This window comes from Nostoc sp. LEGE 12454, from assembly GCF_056620565.1.
Genome location: NZ_JBWQXL010000060.1, coordinates 17,940 through 36,099, shown reverse-complemented (window position 1 = coordinate 36,099; position 18,160 = coordinate 17,940). Strand labels below are relative to the sequence as shown.

The 18,160-nt window shown below is 43.1% G+C and carries 14 protein-coding genes; 7 read left to right on the top strand and 7 right to left on the bottom strand.

Annotated features, from left to right (window positions below; translation table 11 throughout):
* The first annotated feature begins 294 nt into the window (after positions 1–294).
* Complete coding sequence (locus AC1F2U_RS31660) at positions 295–1,461, top strand: PrsW family intramembrane metalloprotease (RefSeq protein WP_480264723.1); 1,167 nt, start codon at positions 295–297, stop codon at positions 1,459–1,461.
* Between the two features lie 122 nt (positions 1,462–1,583).
* A complete protein-coding gene (locus AC1F2U_RS31655) occupies positions 1,584–2,393 on the top strand; it encodes a mechanosensitive ion channel domain-containing protein (RefSeq protein ID WP_480264722.1) in 810 nt (269 codons plus the stop codon).
* Positions 2,394–2,508: 115 nt separating this feature from the next.
* Here the strand turns inward: AC1F2U_RS31655 and AC1F2U_RS31650 are convergent, their stop codons facing one another.
* The 6 genes from AC1F2U_RS31650 to AC1F2U_RS31625 all read right to left on the bottom strand — a co-directional run bounded on the left by AC1F2U_RS31650 (position 2,509) and on the right by AC1F2U_RS31625 (position 12,540).
* Complete coding sequence (locus AC1F2U_RS31650; RefSeq protein ID WP_480264720.1) at positions 2,509–2,697, bottom strand: hypothetical protein; 189 nt, start codon at positions 2,695–2,697, stop codon at positions 2,509–2,511.
* On the bottom strand, positions 2,697–3,134 hold the full coding sequence (locus AC1F2U_RS31645) for a hypothetical protein (RefSeq protein WP_480264719.1): 438 nt from the start codon (positions 3,132–3,134) through the stop codon (positions 2,697–2,699). Before AC1F2U_RS31645 ends, AC1F2U_RS31650 begins: the two co-directional genes overlap by 1 nt.
* Positions 3,135–3,266: 132 nt before the next feature.
* Positions 3,267–3,812 (bottom strand): hypothetical protein, encoded by a 546-nt coding sequence (locus tag AC1F2U_RS31640; RefSeq protein WP_480264718.1) that lies wholly within the window; start codon positions 3,810–3,812, stop codon positions 3,267–3,269.
* A gap of 2 nt (positions 3,813–3,814) precedes the next feature.
* Complete coding sequence (locus tag AC1F2U_RS31635) at positions 3,815–9,412, bottom strand: PAS domain S-box protein (protein ID WP_480264717.1); 5,598 nt, start codon at positions 9,410–9,412, stop codon at positions 3,815–3,817.
* A gap of 30 nt (positions 9,413–9,442) precedes the next feature.
* A complete protein-coding gene (locus tag AC1F2U_RS31630; RefSeq protein WP_480264716.1) occupies positions 9,443–9,937 on the bottom strand; it encodes a hypothetical protein in 495 nt (164 codons plus the stop codon).
* A 209-nt stretch (positions 9,938–10,146) separates the two neighbouring features.
* Entirely contained in the window at positions 10,147–12,540 is a 2,394-nt protein-coding gene (locus AC1F2U_RS31625; RefSeq protein WP_480264715.1) for a response regulator, read from the bottom strand.
* A 315-nt stretch (positions 12,541–12,855) separates the two neighbouring features.
* Here AC1F2U_RS31625 and AC1F2U_RS31620 point away from each other — a divergent pair, with 315 nt between their 5' ends.
* Positions 12,856–14,181: a DUF58 domain-containing protein gene (locus AC1F2U_RS31620; RefSeq protein ID WP_480264713.1), complete on the top strand. Its 1,326-nt coding sequence runs from the start codon at positions 12,856–12,858 to the stop codon at positions 14,179–14,181.
* Between the two features lie 334 nt (positions 14,182–14,515).
* Here AC1F2U_RS31620 and AC1F2U_RS31615 read toward each other — a convergent pair whose 3' ends face one another.
* Positions 14,516–14,920: a hypothetical protein gene (locus AC1F2U_RS31615; protein ID WP_480264712.1), complete on the bottom strand. Its 405-nt coding sequence runs from the start codon at positions 14,918–14,920 to the stop codon at positions 14,516–14,518.
* 1,159 nt (positions 14,921–16,079) lie between these two features.
* Between AC1F2U_RS31615 and AC1F2U_RS31610 the strand changes: the two genes are divergently transcribed.
* From AC1F2U_RS31610 to AC1F2U_RS31595, 4 genes are all read left to right on the top strand, one after another.
* The gene (locus AC1F2U_RS31610) at positions 16,080–16,343 is read left to right on the top strand and encodes a hypothetical protein (protein WP_480264710.1); all 264 of its coding nucleotides are present in this window, start codon (positions 16,080–16,082) and stop codon (positions 16,341–16,343) included.
* A 761-nt stretch (positions 16,344–17,104) separates the two neighbouring features.
* Positions 17,105–17,365 (top strand): hypothetical protein, encoded by a 261-nt coding sequence (locus AC1F2U_RS31605; RefSeq protein WP_480264709.1) that lies wholly within the window; start codon positions 17,105–17,107, stop codon positions 17,363–17,365.
* A 78-nt stretch (positions 17,366–17,443) separates the two neighbouring features.
* Entirely contained in the window at positions 17,444–17,695 is a 252-nt protein-coding gene (locus tag AC1F2U_RS31600) for a hypothetical protein (RefSeq protein WP_480264708.1), read from the top strand.
* A 148-nt stretch (positions 17,696–17,843) separates the two neighbouring features.
* Entirely contained in the window at positions 17,844–18,107 is a 264-nt protein-coding gene (locus AC1F2U_RS31595) for a hypothetical protein (protein WP_480264707.1), read from the top strand.
* Positions 18,108–18,160 lie beyond the last annotated feature (53 nt).

Below are 18,160 nucleotides of genomic sequence, written 5' to 3'. Positions count from 1 at the left end.
CGAATCGTACTTGTCTTGAATGCTTTCTACTACCTGCTTATCAGACATATAAGCCTTTAATTCGGTTACATTCCGATCATCTAACCATTCGGCAAATTGTTCAAGTTATTTTTACATGATGCCTAAGAGAATTAATGGTCCCGACTATACTGGTCTACTGCTCGCATACGTCGATCGCAAGGGTCAGGGAGTCGAAGTGATTGTGAAGGGCCCGGCCGCTACTTCCACACAACTGGAGCAACCGATCGCTGACATGATTAAGAGCATCACATTTAAACCAAAGGAGGGCGGTTCGTGACCAGCACCTCAAAGAGTGAGAACACAATCCGCAAGGCTGCCATCGATCGTTCGGGCTGGAGCTATCCCGTCCGATTTTTTCAGCCGCGCAACCCGGCGTGCTACCTGTATTGGTTGCTCGTGCTGAAAGGCACTTACGTCTTCAGCGGACTTTTGTTCCACAGCGCCATCTATCCCACTGCTCTGTTCATCGCCCTCTCCTCTCAGGCACTGTATTGCCTGCCTTGGATCTGGTTTCTCACGCACAAAGATCGGTATGAACGTGAGCCAGCCAAGCTCGCGCTGCTCGGCTTCCTCTGGGGTGGACTAGTAGCGCCGTGGGTCATGGCGCTTCCTGGCAATGGTGCAATCCTATCGCTATTTGCGAAGCTGACCAGCTTCGACTTTTATAGCCATTGGAGTCCGGCCCTCACGGCACCCATCGTGGAGGAAAGCTCCAAATTCGTCGGGCTTGTGATGCTCGCTTTACTAGCACGCAACCATGTCCGCAACGCTTACGACGGGTTTCTGCTTGGTGCGTTTGTGGGTCTCGGCTTTCAGGTCTTTGAAAACGTGTCTTACATTGTGGGTGCCCCCGACGCAAGCTTCGGATCGCAGCAGGTTGCTAATGCGTTGCTGGTGTTGATTATGCGCACAGCGGTCGGTTTCTGGAGTCACTCGCTCTTCACGGCAGTTGCGGGTACAGGGTTTGGCTATTTCCTCGAAGCGAAAAATCGCTCGTTCGGCCATCGGCTCGCGATTTTGGTAGGTTTCTTTCTGTTGGCTTGTCTGGCTCATGGCTGTTGGGATGCCATTGGCGGGTTTATTGGCTTCGGGGCCATCGGCATCGCCATTGGAACGGTTGCGATTTTGCTTGCGTGGCGGTTCTCCGAGCAGCGTCAGCGCAAGTTTGTCCGCGTCCTCCTGGCTGACGACGTTGCAAACGGAATCGTGACAGAAGCTGAACTGGCTGCGATTTCTAACCGACCGAGGAATCGGCGAGCTTACCTGAAAGAGATCAAGTCCTCATTCGGGCCTGACGCGGCAAAACGCGCTGGGTTCATACTCGATGCGGCGATCGATCTGGCAGCAGCAATTGCATCTACAGACAATCTCGATAGTCCGGCAGCCAAAGCCGCGCGTGCGGAGATTGCGAGGGTGCGCGGTGCAGCACAGTTAGGTTGATTAGAGTAGATTCCAGCCGAAATGCCGAGGCGATCGAGAGTACCTGATACAGTAGAGCATGGCTCCAAGAGCAAGGTGAGCATGGCTTCAAGATCGAGTTTCTCAATCACTTTCTGATAGATATGTTCCTGTTTAATCGCTTCCTCCATTCAATAATTCGGTTTGTGCTAGTCAGTGTGATGACGATCGCAATGGTGCTTGGTTGGAGTGCGATCGCTCACAGTCAACTACCTTCGTTACCTACCGCAGCCTCCAACGATCCGCACAAGCCACCTAATGGTGTTACTCGCCTCGGTATGTATGAAATTGCGTCTGTGTATTCACCCTTAGACAGAAGCTTATTGTTTGAGATTGTCTCTCCCACTGTTTTTAATCGCAGCCAACCGCCAGATGGATCTCTTCCAGTAGAGGTACGTGCCGAAGAAATAACGCAACGGTTGATGCGAGCGCTCGCTCGAACTAACAAAGCCAAACAAACTCCTCTAATTTCTATTGCCATTCTGAATCAGGATTTAATCCTCCAGCTCAGTGACGATCGAACAACCCGTCCTTTAAGGCGGGTGACTCAACTACGTAATAGCGAAGGTAAATTAATTACCATTCCCAATAGCAATATCATGAATGTCAGCAATCTAACCCGTCTCTGGTCGCGGGTAGACTTTTCTATTATAGTGGCGTATGAAAACGACCCCAAGCAGGTTTTAGAGATTCTCAAGCAAGTATGCAAACAATTGTATAGCGAAGTAGAATGGCGCGATCGCCTGCCAGAATCGCCCCAAGTGTTGGGGATTGATGACCTATCCCATACAGGTATGTCAGTGCGCGTTTGGATTAAAACTGCACCTATGGAACAATGGAACGTTGGGCGAGAGTTCCGTCTACGGGTACGGCAAGCCTTTGAAGCCAACAATATTCAAATGAACGCAAATTGAGGATTGTCAGCTAAAACCTTTTGCTGGAAAAGGAATGCGAGTTTCAGGTTTCTCGGCTAGCTTTTAATACATCCTCTCAGTACCCTCTGAATTGGATTGTTTTTTCAGATAGCAACTACTTCTGACAATCTGCTGCACCCCCTGTGTAAACAATCGATTGGTAGCGTCCTTGGTCTGTTTGGATTGTTACACAGTAGTTAGTTCTGCCTTCTAGCCAGTAGCTGTAGCCCGAATCATCACTCTTGACCCATCGATAGCCCCGTTCTTTCACTGTGTTTTCTGCTTGTCCTGCCCTTGCCCCCACTAGATCGCGCAACCGAGAGACGGTAGTACCCGCTTCAGGCTGACGCCAGCAGCCCTACGATTTCTGTTATCAGAGTTTTGTCCATTGGCAGATGTATCCCAATAGACAAAAATCGACTCATTGGCGAGACGGTAAATCTGTCCTCGATCGCCAAGTCCAGCTTGTCGATAGGCAGCATCACCATTTCGATCGCGATAATTGCCGGGTCGATTACCCGAAGGCAGCAGGTCATAGCTATTACCATTTTCCAGTTGAATGCTAACCGCACCCTGCCGTTGGGAAAAGGTACAGGGGCCAGAAGATGTGGCGCGGTTTTCTCCTTTTGGGAATACATCGCAACGGGCATTCACAGTATCGGCTTTGACGGATACGGGAAAACTCAAAGAAGCGATCGCCAGTGCTACCGCTAAAAATAAATTTGAAGATTTGGTCGTCATAAAGCTCCTGAATTATGACAAGGAACAGACATTTTATATCATCCCCTAAATGTGCGTTTGCTAATTGATGTTTGCAAATTCTTCTTAATCAGTAGATCGAACAGTTCATTAGACCTCTTTCGCAGCGCCAAATTAAGAACAGCCCTCAACATATTCGACTTCTGGTAATTTACCCGCTCTGAACTCAGTGACAACTTTACCATCAGTCTCGAAGACTAGACGATAGTTGCGATCGCTACGGTCTTTCGGGATGAAAGTTAGGTAATGTCCGTTTTGGACGTATTTATGAGGTGTAACTTTAATTTGACCTGGGTAAAGAGACTTGATTTGCGCTTCGGTGTCGCCAATTTTTGCACCTTTGAAGGTAGTAATCTGATTATTTTGCCTCACATCTACTCTAGAAATCCGACCTTTTGTCACCATGAACGAAAGATTTTTAGGTTCATTTTGTGGCTTAACATAATAGCAATTATTATTTGGTGCATCGCCCACTAGCTTAGTACCAGCAGCCTTTGCCGCTTGAGAGACAGTCATGCCGACTTGTACTGTGCCAATACCGTTAATAAACAGTTTTGACTGATTCGTTAGTTTCGCCTTGGCGACAACTGTGCTAATAGTTAAAGAAGAAACTGTTAGTATTACGGTGACAAAAGTCAATAATTTAGTTTTGCTATTCATAATTAGATATTTTCCTCAGTTAAATCGATAATTTCATCGAAGCAAAAGTTGCGGACTAAATTTGCCAATTTTTCTGCCAACGCAGAATGAGTTTGGGGAATTTGCTCAATGAGTTGCAAAATCCTTTCAGCATCAACTTCAACGGCTGCCTGATTCAGTTCTGTTAGCCATTGGGCAGGCATAACGTTAATTGCAGGGCGGAGATCCAAGATAGTAGATTGAGTATTCTCTAAGTTTTTGTCTGTTGCATCTTCGCTGCTTTCTTCTGAACATATATAACGTACTTGCAAATATTCAGCGATTTTTTCAAAAATCACTTGCTCTCGGAATGGCTTACGAACCAAATCGTCACAACCTGCGGCTAAGATACTTGCCTGTTGTTCTTCAAAAGCACTGGCAGTTAGGGCAATAATTACGGTGCGGAAATTTCTAGTTGTATTTTTTTCCCTATCTCTAATCTCTTTAGTTGCATCGTAGCCGTTTATTACAGGCATCCGCATATCCATCCAAATTAGATGAGGTTGCCAGGTTTGCCAAATTGCGATCGCTTCTTGTCCATTAGTCGCAGCCTGAATTTCAAAACCAATGCTACTAAGAAGTTGCACAATCAGATCGCGATTTTCTTTACGATCGTCTACTACGACAATACGGTAAGATGGTTGGTCTTCTGCTAGCTTCAGTACTCGTCCCTTATTTAATTTTGGTGCAGCTTTCAAAGCTGCGGCTAAATTCACTTGAATGTCAAAGCTAAAAGTAGATCCTTGCCCAAGACTACTAGTTAAGTGAATATCGCCTCCCAGCAACCGTACAAATTGACGGCTGATAGTCAGTCCGAGTCCAGTTCCCTCCTTAGTTTGAATACCACTTGTTGTCTGGACAAAAGGCTGAAACAGGTTATTCATTTCTGCTGCCGCTATTCCCCGTCCAGTGTCTTGGATTTCAAAGTGTAGGGATTGGGGATTGGGTATTGGGCATTGGGCATTGGGCATTGGGCATGGGGCATGGATCAATAGTTCTTCCTCCCCAGCCTCCCCTACTCCCCGGTCACTGAGCGTAGCCGAAGTGCTGCTCCCCAAGCTTACCCGCAACGTTACTCCCCCAGTCTGAGTAAACTTGACAGCGTTACCCAAAAGGTTTATGAGAACTTGGCGGAGTTTACCTTCATCTGTTTGGATGTAACGCGGCAGATTGGGAGCCATTTCAAATTTGAGAAACAATTGCTTTGCCTGTGTCCGCACTTTGAACATCTCTTGTAATGTTTGCAACAACAGATAAAGGTCGAAGTCTTCGGGGTTGAAAATGATTTGTCCAGCTTCAATTTTGGACATTTCCAAGACATCGTTAATCAGGTTGAGCAAGTGTTCTCCACTGCGGTTAATGGTAGCTAATGATTCCCGCTGGTTTGAGTTGAGGCTAGTGTCTCGTTCCATTAATTGGGAAAAACCCAAAATTGCATTTAGAGGGGTGCGGAGTTCGTGACTCATATTAGCCAAAAAAGCACTTTTGGCTCGGTTGGCAGTTTCGGCGGCTTCTTTGGCAATTCTCAGCGCTTCTTCTGCCTGGTGTCTAGCTCGACCGATCGCAATTATTTCACCTACCAGTTTCAGCAGATTAATATCTTCTTGGTTCCAGGTTTTTGAATAGTGAATCATCGCTGCACCAACAAACCCAACCACTTTGCCAGCATGAACCATTGGCACAGCTAGTATAGATTGAAACGACATACTTTCAAAAAGTTTTCGCTCAGGTAGATGCAGGGGTAAATCTTCCACACAAGAGATTTGTCGATGCCTACCACGGAGAATCGGCTCGTAGAAATAGGGAAAAACTTCCACAGGCGAACCTCTGGCAATATCAATCAATGGTGCAACATCTTCACCACACCATTCATGGATCAGGTTGAATTCACGTTTATCCTGGGAGCATTCAAAGATGCAACTGTGTTCGGCATCAATAAATTCAGCGATCGCCTGAAGTGTAAAATTAATTGCTGTTGCTAAATCTTGGTCAATAAATTGCCGAGAAATGCTGCTGATTAAACTTTCGGCTTGAGTACGACGTTGCAAAGCTGCTTCTGCTTGTTTGCGATCGCTAATATCACGAGCTACACCCACAATCTGAAAATTACCTTGGGCATCCTGTGTGCGGACTGCATTAGAAGTTAGCCAAACCCAACTTCCATTACGATGTCTCCCGCGAAACTCAGTACCCGAAATTCCCTCACCTGTTGCCAGAATACTTTGGGCGACTTCTAGCCATTTTGGCACATCATCGGGATGAGTAAAGAATGCCAAGGAATTACCCTCCATTTCGCTGGGGGCGAATCCGGTAGTCTTCAAGATATTTGGAGAAATATAGTTGAAAACCCCATCAGGAGCCATTACAAATAGCACATCATTGACCTTTTCAACGATAGTGCGGAACTTTAACTCGCTTTGTTGTAGGGCTGCTTCTGCTTGTTTGCGTTCCAATTCGGCACCGGCACGGGCAGCAAAGATTTTCACAATCAGTTCCCGTCCCGGATCGGGTTTCATGGGTTTGACATCTATAACTGCTAGATGTCCGATGATTTCGCCGGATGAACTGGTGAGAGGAACGCCAAAAAAACTCTCGGCATTCATCTTCACTAAATCGGCATCTTCTGGGAAACTAGTTTGTACTGCTTGCGGGTAGTGACACATATTGCCTCGCAAGGTATGTTCGCAAGGAGTACCGTGCAAATCATATTCCAAGTTCTCGTTAATAGCCCCGCTACACCAAAATGCCAAAGTGCGGACTCTCGTTTTTGGCTCGTCATCAAACTCAGTCACTAAAGCATATTGAACCTGCAAGACTTCCGCAAGGTAACGAACGCAAGAATTGAAAAATTCATTGCCTGTTTTCGCTGCTGTACCCTCAACAATTAAGCGTAAAGCTTGTTCTTGCTGTTTGCGTTGGCTAATATCTGTAAAAACAGAATCCAAACAGGATTCTTCGGCGTTGAGACGAAGTGATAACAATACCCAAACAACAGATCCATCCAAGCGTCGCAGTGCTACTTCAAAATTGCGAACTTCGCCGGACTCTTTTAACTCTGCTAACATTTGCACCCGATCTTCTGGATTGACATATAAATCAGTTGTGAAATACTTGCCAATTAAGCCAGCAGCAGAGGTAAAACCTAATATTTCGGCACCACGTTGATTAGCATCGATAATCAATCCATCTTTTTGACAGGTGCGAAAAATCCCCACTTGGGAATTTTCAAAGATGTTGCGGTATTTCATTTCACTACGACGCAAGGCTTCTTCTGCTTGCTTGCGTTCTGTGATGTCGCGTCCCACGCCGGCGATCGCAATTTCACCGCTAGGAGTGTTAATTGTGGAAGTGTTAAAGTTGAACCATCGCCAGCTACCATCTTTGTGTCGCAATCGCACTTCAATATCAGTCAATTTTTCGCCAGTTATCGCCCTTTGTAAGGCGGTGACGCTAATTGCTAAATCTTCAGGTTTGGTAAACCCCACCACAGAATGACCTTCGATTTCCTCTAGGCTGTAACCCATGATTGCAGTCACATTCGGCGAGTGATAAGTAAAAATTCCTTCTGGCGAGAGGACAAATATCAGATCGTTGGCATTTTCAACAATGCTACGGAATTTTAACTCACTTTCTTGCAGGGCTGCTTCGGCGCGTTTGCGTTCTGTGGCATCAGTGCCGACTGAAAGAATTTCGATTAAGTTTCCTTGGGCATCTAAAATGGGTTTATTCGCCCAGACGATCCAGACGCGATCGCCATTTTTACATGAGTTCTCGTTTTCGTTAAATAGATAATTTTCTGGCTGCTGACAAATATCAACCATTAATGTCTGCAAATCGCGCCCAGAAGTTTCCGTTTCTGGAACGATTGTGCCGATAACATTGCCTCCGATAATCTCATCTACATCGAAACCAAAAAGCCTTTGACCGTAGTCATTTAAAAATATGATGTCACCATTACCATCCCAACGCAGAATGATACAGTTTGCTGTTTGCACCAAATCGCGGTACTGAGCTTCGCTTTGACGTAACGCTTCTTCGGTGCGTTTGCGAGCAGTAATATCCCGGACTATTGCTAAAATATGTCGCTTGCCATTATAAATGCAAGTCGTTCCTTTGACTTCCACATCTATTAAACTGCCATCTTTGCAGATATCAACTGCTTGTCCATAAAATTGCTCGCCACATCGGGTTTTCTCGACAAACTCTAGAAAAACAGAATGTGAGTCTGGGTGAATATAACCAGATGGATGTAAAGTTAGAAATTCCTCATAAGAGTAACCGTGCATCTGACAAGCCGCCGGATTAACTTCGGTGACTTTTTCAGTCTCTATCTCAGTAATAAATAGTCCATCATTAATTGCTTCAAAAATACTGCGATATTGTAATTCACTTTGTCGCAGTGCTGCTTCTGCTCTTTGGCGTTGGGTAATGTCGCGGAAACTCCACACTCTACCAATAATTTGTTCGCCGATGCGCTGAGGACAAGAGTAGCGCTCAAATACTCTGCCATCTTCTAGTTCTAACCAGTCGTAACTAACTAATTCCGGCTGTGAATATAATTCTCGGACTCGTTGCAAAAACGCATCAGGGTCTTTTAGTTGGTTTGCCAGATACGCTAGTCGCTGAGTACGATCTGGTTCCGTGAAAAGTTCTGGTGGAATTGACCACATTTCTAAGAACTTTTGATTATAACTAGTAATATTACTTGAGCTATCGACTACTAATATACCATCTTGAATCGATTCAAAGATAGCGCTTAACAAAGATAGAGAGTTTTCTAAAGCTACTTGCGTTTGTTTGCGTTCGCTCAGATCCCGCCCTAAAACTACCAAGGCTTTGCGTCTACCATCTTGGTGAAATAGGGGAGCTTTAATCATATCTAAACTGCTCACTGTTCCATCTGGACGAGGAATAGCTTCTTCTACCCGATGCACACATCCCAATTGCCAAGCTCGTTCATCTGTTTTATCGCAGTTGAGCAAAGCATCGCGATAAAAATTGCTAAATTCTGCTAGTTCTGAGTCTGTTTTGCCTTGATAATCAACGCCTCGTAGCTCTAAAAATTCTAGGTTAGCCTGATTTGACAGCAGCCATTTTCCCTCGCCGTCTTTTAAACAGATAATATCGGGTGTAGCATTAATTAATGTCTGCAATCGCTCCTCAATCTCTTGTAAGGATTCTTGAGTTCGTTGCGTCAATGTGATATCCCTAATCACCAGTATGGCACAGCGATCGCTAGTCATTCCGGTAGAGCTACCAGAAATTTGTAATGTTATTGGCTCATCTTGCTGCAACTGATAATTTGCTGTTTCATACTCTCCATTGAGTATCTGCACATCAGGATAGCAGGATAAAGCAACTGGTTGTCCTAATTGTGTGAGTGGTAGCAAGTCAGTTAACTTCGCACCGCAGACAGTAGCGTGAGATTGGTTTACCAAAGACTCAAAGCGAGAATTGCACCATTGAATGAGTCGGTCTTCTCCTACCCAGACTACAGCATCAGCGATCGCACCCAGTGTTACTTCCATTTTGTTCACAGTGGTTTGCAATTGCTTTACTTGCTCTAGCTGTTGTGTACTCATCAACAATTCCTCTTAAATAACTCGTAATTATTATGAATTAGGTACTGTACAAATTAATAATAATGTGCTACCTGAAGTACCAATAAATCTGTATAGTGATTGTATCCTTAGTTCCTGACTGAAATATTCGACTACAGCAAAACTACATATTATCTTCAAAATTTTACCTAAGTAGGGATAAGCTCTGGCAACGCCCAATGCCGAAATAGCAAATGGGTGCGCCGAAATAGCAAATGGGTGCGCCGAAATAACAAATGCGTTCGCCGAAATAGCAAATGCGTTCGCCGAAATAGCAAATGCGTTCGCCGAAATAACAAATGCGTTCGCCGAAATAGCAAATGGGTACGCCGAAATAGCAAATGCGTTCGCCAAAATAGCAAATGGGTACGCCGAAATAGCAAATGGGTACGCCGAAATAGCAAATGGGTACGCCAAAATAGCAAATGCATAGGCGTAGCCAGCCGTAGGCATCTCAAAATATAGCAGTTTTCCTCGTTCCCAGTCTCCGACTGGGAATGCATTCATTGAGTCAGAGACTCAATGCCATACTGGAGGCAGAGCCTCAAGGAGGGGCATTCCCATGCAGAGCATCGGAACGAGATAGATGAGATAATCAATGGAAAATTAGACTTTTTTTGACTTGTGTGTACACCATAGCTCCTCTTAGGAGAGAGATCAGACTGTATTGCTTCCATTCGAGAACCGCTATAAATAAAACCCTTGCAGTATGGTAATTACGAATTCCGCCCAGCAGCAGCTTGGTATAAAGATTGTATCGTTAGCCCATCATTCGGGTATTCGACTACAGCGAAATTACATATTACCTGAAAGCGATCGCCATTAAAGGCTGTGAATATTTGCTGGCGGAGGGTAGTTAAAATCTCACTAAGGCGATGGTTTACTTCTGTTTTGGTTAACCCAGAAACTCCCACGACAAATTCACCATTACCCCAATAACCTAGTACTTCACCACTGCAAAATTCCGATTGGAATAAACGACTCCATCTTTGCAATATTTGGTTTCCAGCCTGATGACCATACTTAATATTAATTTGACGCAAATCAGTCACGCTTAAAATTATCAAGCAAACAGATTGCTGATTTTTCTCGGATTGAGCAATTAGGTGCTGCAATTCGCGGTTAGACTGAAACTGATTTGCTAGTCCGGTTAAGGGATCTTTAGTAGAAAGCGATTGTAATAAACGACTGCGTTCTAAGCGATGGGTAATGCGTGCCAATAGTTCTGCACCGACAACAGGTTTAATCACATAATCATCTCCTCCAACAGCAAACACTTGCTGCACAGTTTCCATTTCTCGGTGAGCAGTCAGAAACACAATTGGTAATTCTTGCCATTGGGGATCGGTACGAACTGCTCGGCAAAGTTCGATACCATTTATATGAGGCATTTCCACATCCAAAATCAACAAATCCGGTTTAGTAGATTGCAAGACTTCCCAGAAACGTAGCGGATTTTCTAATCCTGTCATCCGCATACCCCACGGCTCTAACATTGGGCGCAGTGCTGCTAAAATAAGTGGGTCGTCATCTACTGCAAGTATATTTACCCGTAAAGAACGAGTTCGTTGTAATATTTGGGACGACACATCCCAAACTTGAGCAGCTGTCACAGGCTTGACCAAAAAACCCCGCGCCCCATACTGAGCAAAAGTTACGCGTTCTACTAACTCATCAGTTGCAGCCAGCACCAGAACGGGTACGGCTGGGGTACGTGTTGCTAAATCCGAAAGTAGTGCCAAACTTTCTTTACGCCAGCCGATATCATCTATATTTAGCACTACTAAATCTGGTGATGTGGTTTGGAGAAAGTTTTTTGCATCCTCTAAGTTGCTGATTTGCTGCCAGCATATTCCCATACACTCAACCAGTTGTTGCAACTGAGAACCTAGTTGCAGATTCGGGTCAATTAATATCAATCGGGTACTAATTTCTGGTGCGATCGCAGTAGAAGTTTGGTAATCTACATTTTGCCCCATCAGGTTGATGATGTTACCCAAATCTTCAATCAGCGTCAGCAATTGCCGCTTTTCACTTACTGACAAATCGCCATCTTTCCCTAAAATCTGTTCAATTTCCCGCGCTAGCAGAGTACCATTGTCTTGCTCAAACATTCCCAAGACACCAGCTAGTTTGTGCGTTTCTCGTTCTGCCGATTGACGTAACTCCTTAGCCAACATTTTACCAGACAGTGCAGCCGCCAATTCTTGCAATACCGTCAACCGCTGCACCATCAACCCTTGATATTGCTTCCACAAGCCACCCATCGCTTGCTGAAACTGCTGTTCAACATCACGATTAGAAATTCGAGATTTTTCTTCCTCCCCCTGCCCCCCTGCTCCCCTGCCCCTCTGCTCCCCTGCCCCTCGGTCACAGAGCGTAGCCGAAGTGCTGCCCCTCTGCCCCTCTGCTCCCCTGCTCCCCTGCTCCCCTCTTCCCGCAACAGGATTCAGCCGATATCCCAAACCATAAACATTTTCAATCCAGTCTACTGCTCCGGCTGCTTTCAACTTTTGTCGCAAGTATTTGATGTGAGATTTTACAGTCTCCTCCTGGGGTGGATCGTCAAAAGTCCACAAATGTTCAATGATATCCCCGCGACTAAAAACACGCGATGGATTCCGTAAAAATAGCTCCAGCAGACTATATTCTTTGGCTGTTAATTCCAGGAGTTTGTTGTTATATGTGACTTCGCAACTACTGGGATCTAGTCGCAGCGCGCCTACTTCCAGTATAGGAGTACAGGGGCGATCGCCTCGACGGATCAACGCCCGTATTCGTGCTTGCAGTTCTTCTAAATCTAAAGGTTTGATCAGATAATCGTCTGCACCTGCATCAAGTCCCTGAATCCGCTCTCTACTACCATCTTTCGCCGTCATCAGCAGAATCGGAGTGAAGCACCCACCAGAACGCAATCGCTGACACAATGTAATCCCGTCTAGTTTTGGTAATCCGACATCTATTAGCAACAGGTCATAGTTCGTACTTTGCGTGTATTCCCAACCCATTTGTCCGTCTTGTACGACATCAACAACATAGTGTTGCTTAGTCAGAGACTTCAACAAGACACTTGCTAAAATTTCTTCATCTTCGATTAGCAAGATTCTCATACACCCGTCCAAAAGATAATTTGCTACTTCACCCAAAAAAAATAGTACAGTAGGTGGCTATTTTTCTACAAGAAAAAAATATAAGAATTTAGCAAGTCTTCTTATTTCGGTTACATTGAATTCACCTTATACTTAACCTGACTTTTCACGGGATCTGGAAAACCTTACTTCCATTCCTCTCTTCTGCAAGGAGAGAGGCTTTGAATTCTCCCCCTTCCCTGGTAGGGAAGGGGGTTGGGGGGTTAGGTTTCGCGTTGGTTTTTCCACATAGCGTCAAAAGTCAGATACTTAACTCCTAACTCTTCGCTCTAAAAAATGGTTCCTTCCAAACGAGTTTATTTATTATTGGTTTTAGGTACAGCGATCGCCCCGATCCTATCCTTATTTCTCAGCATTAGAGTAACCATCGCCATCACTGTACTATTTGATGCCATCATTCTCGGACTGATGGTTGCAGATAGTTTGCGGGTGCGGCGTTCTCGCGTGCAAATTACCCGCGAATTACCATCACGATTATCCATTGGGCGAGATAATCCCGTACTGCTAAAGGTTACATCGCCAAATACCGACGCTCAAATTGAAATCCGCGACTATTACCCAACAGGATTTGGCGTGTCTGCACCTGCACTCAGCGCCATTGTTCCCAGTAACAGCACTGAGGAATTAACCTATACTGTCCACCCAACACAACGGGGAGAGTTTCCTTGGGGGAATATTCAAGTCCGACAGTTGGGGCTTTGGGGATTAGCTTGGGATGATTGGCAAATTCCCCAAAGTCTGCCAGTGAAAGTTTATCCTGATTTAGTGGGATTGCGATCGCTGACAATTCGTCTGACACTACAATCATCAGGATCGATGCGCCAATCTCGCAAAACTGGTATTGGTACAGAGTTTGCCGAACTGCGAAACTATCGCACTGGTGACGATTTGCGGTTTATTGATTGGAAAGCTACCGCCCGTCGGGTTGGCGCTTATGGTAATGCCATGCCACTGGTGAGGGTTCTAGAACCAGAACAGGAACAAACATTACTGATATTACTCGATCGCGGACGGCTGATGACGGCAAAAGTGCAGAATTTGCAGCGATTTGACTGGGGATTGAATGCAACTTTATCTTTAGCTTTGGCAGGTTTGCATCGAGGCGATCGCGTGGGTGTTGGTGTATTTGACCGCCAAATGCATACGTGGATTCCCCCAGAACGCGGTCAACATCATTTGAATCAGCTAATCGATCGCCTAACTCCAATTCAACCAGTATTATTTGAATCTGATTATTTGGGGGCGGTGACAAATGTTTTGCAGCGACAAACTCGGAGGGCGCTGGTGGTAGTGATTACTGACTTAGTTGATGTCACTGCCTCTACAGAACTCCTAGCCGCACTCTCCAAGTTAGCACCCCGCTACCTTCCATTTTGCGTGACTTTGCGAGATCCACAGGTCGATCGTCTAGCACACACCTTTATAGATGATGTTGCAGGTGCTTATACCCGTGCAGTAGCACTAGATTTATTAATGCAACGAGAAGTAGCTTATGCGCAACTGAAACAAAAAGGTGTATTGGTACTAGATGCACCAGCAAATCAAATTGCCGATCGGTTAGTTGAGCGATATCTGCAACTCAAAGCGCGAAATCAACTTTAGCAACTATCCAGACATAAGCGATTTCCAACAAATAAATTACTCAATATTGTGGGGTATCATCTTGCTATTGGTGTCAACTTAAGCCAAAGCATTATGACTGTATGAGTTTGCCCTCACGCCCAAATGGGCTACGAGTCCTTCTGGGCGCCTCTAACTCCCTCTTGGCAAGGAGGAGAAGCAGATATTTCCCCTCTTGGCAAGGGAGATTAAGGGGGGTAAATCCAGGGTTTGGGCTTCATTACCAAGTATTCTAAATTCTGCTGTATATATTACTCCTGACTTTTCACAGAAAGTGGACAAGGGGAATGGTTCGCGAATAATGTTAGCGAACCCACTACTCATCTTTGTTGTATTTAGAAGTTTCTTGGATTAAATCTTTCAAACCTTGGTTTAGAGTTTCAATTGAACGATCTAATGCTTCAATTTTGGCTCTGAGAAAAATTTGTTCTACAGCCTTTAAGTACGCTTGACTACCAGCTTTGCCTAAATGCTTGTAACGAGAACTCTTACCATCAGTCTTTGTTGGAAATATTGCTACACTTGCTTGTAGCTTATAATACCAATATACTGACTTCCTCCCTTTAGCGAGATAGCGAACAATCCAACAGGAAGATGCAGCTACCTCCCCCGAAGCACTTATTGCTTGGATTTCTTTTTCCAGATGCTCTTTAGCTTGAACTACGCAATGTATGCGTGTATATAAATCTTCCTGGGATGACGGTTTTGAATTATTGGGCATAAAACAAAAAATATATGGTTCGCGAATAATTTATACGAACCATTTTTGGCTCTACAAAGCTTTTAAACAATTAAAATTAAATCATTAATTTTAAAATGTAACAGACAATACAACAAAATGTAATAAAAAATACAACAAAATGTAATAAAAAATACAACAAGCAAGTTTGGTACAAGATTTCCAACTCTAACCAACCTCTTCACAAAACTTGTATCCTAATTACATTATTTTTTCTATGCTCTAAGTATACTCCTACCCACACTATTGCAGATATTGTCCAATCAATAGTTAATTCCATATTATTTTTTGCTTTGGAGGTGTACTAACAAGCAGCAGATACATCTGTAATTTAGTTAACATCTATAATGTAAGAATTTGTAGTTTACTTCAGTACAAATAAGTCATTCTTAATAGTTTTGTCGATATAAATAAGCCATTCTTAATAGTTGATCGCTATAAATAAGTCATTCTTAATAGTTTTGTCGATACAAATAAGTCATTCTTAATAGTTGTGCGGCAATAAGAGTCAAAAAACCTATTATCTAAGACATCTCTCACCCACCAAGCGATCGCTTTCTGCTTTGTAGCCCATTTCAGAATTTGATAATACTCTTCTATCTGCCAACGATATGTATACCAATGGAGAATAGAGGCAGTATTTTTCTGTGTGGTAACAGACTCGCTTGTTAATACCTGAAATTGAAAATCATTTTACCTATTTACGGTTCGCGAATGATATTCGCGAACCACTAATATTCTCAAAATCGCGTGAAAAGCCAATAATATTCTCCGCAGAAATGGTAATACTTCCATTGCAACTTCTTAGCGATTTCTCTATTATCAATATTGATAAACTTCTTGCCTGTGTGGGCTGAAATGCTTCTGGGATGGGGCTAAAGAGGATCTAAATGTACCTAAAATCAGTTACAGTAAAATGCTTTTTAAACAATCTCTAAAGACAGGATGAGGTAAATAGCTTGACAGGGCGAGGTTTTTTTATGATGTATGCAAAAAAAACTTATGTAAAACTACTATTTATTAATTTCTAATAGTGCTATTCTTTTTTTGGCGCTAAAAAGCAATCGGTAGATTGTACTCAGACAATAATCCTAAATAGGAAGTTAATCAAAGGTAAACAGGAAGTTAACAAGGGAAAAGTATGCTTAAAATTTGTGATTTAGACTGCCAGCAGAGTTACTTAGAATCTCTAAATGACGATGAAGTAGAAAACTTAGTTAGAGGCGCTGGTACTACGATTTTACTATTGACAAGTGGAACAATAGCTGTTTACGACGACACAGGAGCTAAGATAGACGCTAGTACTATTAGTTCTGCTTCAATAACAGCAGACGCTTTTGGTAATAAAACAGTAGCGGGTGGAACTTTGGTTCAAGCAACAGTAAGACCAATCAGGAAAAAATAACACTAACACGACGTTAGCCTTAAATAGCTTTTTTCAAGTTTCGCAATAGAATTTAACGGAAGTACTCTGACTGTTAGAGTATGTTTGAATTGCAAACATACTCTAAGCTAGACTTTATCCAAAATTAAGAACTCGGTTTGCTTTATCCGGCAAAACCCTGGCTTTTTGGCAAATACTTTTTCAACTTCACAGATTATCGATGAAGTTAAAAAAGTAAAACTACTGTTGCACAAAGGTTTCAGGAGTAACGTTCACTCTGCTAAAAAAGTGGATAAGTGGCACATACTTTTTCAACTTCACAGGTTATCGATGAAGTTAAAAAAGTAAAACTGCTGTTGCACAAAGATTTCTGGGGTAACGTTCACTTTGCTAAAAAAGTGGATAAGGTCGAGCTAACTTTATAGTCCAATAAAACAACAATTCGCTTGTTTACCACTTTGGCTTCAAGTGCTTTTGCTTTAAGCACTTTTAGATAAAGAATGGTGTGAAAAGTGCTGGTGTTCTAGATAATTCATCTAAAAGTGAATTATCAAACCAGTTGTAATTTGCATATTAATTGTTCTGAAAATTAAGAACTAAAACAAAAATTTGGGTGGCGTTATTCTCCACCTAAATTGTTGTTTTTTAGTGAATATATCAAAGATAAATTTACAAAACTTTAGCAAGAAAAGTGTTGCAAAATTCTCTGAATTGTTTATAGTTATTTTGTTGAACTAACGCAGTTCAAATTTCAACCAATCTGTTTGGAATAGATAGAATATATGGCTACGATAAAAATATCTGAATTGCCAGAAAGCCAATTCGAGAAACTTTCTGATGCTGATTTACGGTTAGTTAATGGAGGAGGTAGTGATTTCCAAGTGACTACAGGTGGAACTTCTCTTGCCACAGGTGTAAATGCTGGATCGGGAAGTATTGTAAACGGTACTCAATCAATTGGTACCGTTCAAGGAGGGGTTGGATCGCCATCTTTCCTTATTACTTTTAATGCTAATGCTTTCTCACGGTCTTTCCCTTCTTAAGAATCATCAGGGAAAATTTTAGAAGCATAGTAAATAAGATACGTCAACGTACTACCAAGAAAACTCAAAGAGGAAATTATGGCTAATATCAAAATCGCTGAATTACAATCTAGCTTGCTTGAAGAAGTATCAGTTATAGATTTGGACGCTGTTCATGGGGGTGGAACTGGTATTCAAGCTGCTGGAGGAACCTCAGGAGGTGTCATAGGTTTTGCTAGTGGTGGATCAACGATTAGCACTTCAGACAGTTTTACTTTCATTAGTGGTACACTAGGAAATGCCTTCGTAGGGTTTGGAACAACAGCCCGAGGTAGTACTTCACCCACTTAGACAACTTAATGCTTTAGACATTACCTAAAGCTTTTTCAAGTTTTGTAATAGAATTTAACGGAAGTACTCTGACCGTTAGAGTTATGTTTGCAAATTCAAACATACACAGCACAAATTTCAATTAATCTCTTTTGAATAGATAGAATCTATGGCTACGATAAAAATATCTGAATTGCAGCCAGAAAGCCAATTCGAGAAACTTTCTGATGCTGATTTACGGTTAGTTAATGGAGGAGGTAGTGATTTCCAAGTGACTACAGGTGGAACTTCTCTTGCCACAGGTGTAAATGCTGGATCGGGAAGTATTGTAAACGGTACTCAATCAATTGGTACCGTTCAAGGAGGGGTTGGATCGCCATCTTTCCTTATTACTTTTAATGCTAATGCTTTCTCACGGTCTTTCCCTTCTTAAGAATCATCAGGGAAAATTTTAGAAGCATAGTAAATAAGATACGTCAACGTACT